Source organism: Streptomyces sp. NPDC005899, assembly GCF_040629645.1.
Classification (GTDB): domain Bacteria; phylum Actinomycetota; class Actinomycetes; order Streptomycetales; family Streptomycetaceae; genus Streptomyces.
The window spans coordinates 1-1,371 of record NZ_JBEXWB010000683.1 but is presented as its reverse complement, the minus strand read 5'-3'; the positions used below and the strand labels follow the sequence as shown (position 1 = coordinate 1,371).

1 protein-coding gene is annotated in these 1,371 nt (G+C 77.8%); it reads right to left on the bottom strand.

Translation table 11 applies throughout. The features are described 5' to 3' along the window. Positions 1-1,371 (bottom strand): beta-ketoacyl reductase (locus ABZ371_RS32635; RefSeq protein WP_358686561.1); only part of this gene is annotated, 1,371 nt, incomplete at both ends.

Genomic DNA, 1,371 nt, shown 5'->3' with positions numbered 1-1,371 from the left:
GTCGCGCCGGAGTCCCGCAGTGCGGCCGGGTCCAGTTCCACCGGGACGAGCAGGGGCTCGCCCCCGGCGAGTGCCGCGTCGAACATCAGCGTGCCGCGTGCGGCGGTCAGCGGGCGCATCCCGAGACGGGCCCAGCGGGCGAGGTCCGCGGCGCCCAGTTCCCCGGCCATGCCGCCCTCGGTGGCCTCCCACATCCCCCACGCCAGCGAGGTGGCCACGAGCCCCTGGCCCCGGCGGTGCTGCGCCAGGGCGTCGAGGAACGCGTTGGCCGCGGCGTAGGCACCCTGGCCGGCGCTCCCCAGCAGTCCGGCGACCGAGGAGAAGAGCACGAACGCGTCCAGGTCCAGGTGCCGGGTCAGGTCGTGGAGATGCCACGCGCCGCCCGCCTTGGCGTGGAGGGCCCGGTCGATGTCGCCGGGTGACAGGTTCTCCACCGTGGCATCGGACAGCACGCCCGCCGTGTGGACGACGGCGCGGAGCGGGTGCGCGGCCGGTACGTCGGCGAGGACCGCGGCGAGGCGGGCGCGGTCGGCGACGTCGCAGGCGACGACCGTGAGACTCGCCCCCAGTTCCTCCAGTTCGGCGGCCAGCCGTTCGGCGCCCGGTGCGGCGTCGCCCCTGCGGCTGGTCAGCAGCAGGTGGCGGACCCCGTGCCGGACCACCAGGTGACGGGCCATCAGGCTGCCGAGCCCACCGGTGCCGCCGGTGATCAGGACGGTGCCGTCGGGGTCGAGGACCACCGGCTCGCCGCCCCCGGCCCGGCCCGTGGGCCGGTCGGCGGCGCGTCGCAGCCGCGGCACGAGCAGGCGCCCCTCGCGCAGCGCGCACTCGGGTCCGCCGGCGACGGCGGCCACCGCGGCGGACCGCACGTCGTCGGGGTCCGCCGCGTCGACGTCGAGGAGGACGAAACGGCCCGGGTGCTCGCTGGCGGCGGTGCGCACCAGTCCGCGTGCCGCGGCGGCGGGCAGGTCGTCGACCTCGTCCCCCGGGGCGGCGGCCACGGCTCCCCGGGTGAGGAGCAGGAGCCTCGTCGACTCCAGGCGCGGGTCGGCGAGGAGGTACTTGACCGCCTCGAGCGTCGCCCCTACGGCCTCGCGCACCCGGGCCGGCTCGTCACGCGTGCCGCGCGGTCCCGAGGGTGCGAGGACGAGGACGCCGGGGACGTCGGCGCCGGAGGCCAGCGCCGTGCCGAGCGCGGCGGGGTCGGCGTACGCGGCGGGGGCGAGGGCGTCCGTGTCGGGCGTGCCCCCGCCGAGGACGGCCCATCGGGGTGCGGACGTGGGGCCGGCCGGCGGGGCTGACGAGGCCGAACGGCACGTTGATGTAGAAGCACCAGCGCCAGGAGGCGTGGTCGGTGAAGAAGCCGCCGAG